Source organism: Streptomyces sp. SID3343 (assembly GCF_009865215.1).
In the GTDB taxonomy this organism is placed as follows: domain Bacteria; phylum Actinomycetota; class Actinomycetes; order Streptomycetales; family Streptomycetaceae; genus Embleya.
In genome coordinates, this window is record NZ_WWJX01001460.1 from 1 (window position 1) to 335 (window position 335).

Sequence of the window (335 nt, forward strand, 5' to 3'; positions counted from 1 at the left end):
CGGCGCCTCCACCGCGTGGGAGGCCGGCAACGATCCGCAGCCGGCCCCGCCCGGGTGGCCCGTCGCCGACGCGGCCCTGGACCTGGCGGGCCGAATCGCCGAGGCCGCCGCCGATGCCAAGCATCACAGCGATCTGCTGCGCGACCTGCTGACCGGCCGCAGCACCGACCTCGCGGGCTGGGCGGTGATCCCCGCCGGCCCGCTGCTCGTGGTGGTCGCCGAGACCGACCCGCCGGCGCGCGCCACCAACGTCCGCGCGGCCCGGGTGGGCCAGGAGGCGTTTGCCCACGCGTGGTCGCAAGCCGTGCTCCGCCACGCCCCGGAGGCGGCCGTCG

General features: G+C 78.8%; 1 pseudogene. It reads left to right on the forward strand.

The window, feature by feature from the left end:
* Nucleotides 1-335 (forward strand): annotated as a pseudogene (locus GT354_RS46195) (hypothetical protein); the annotation flags it as partial.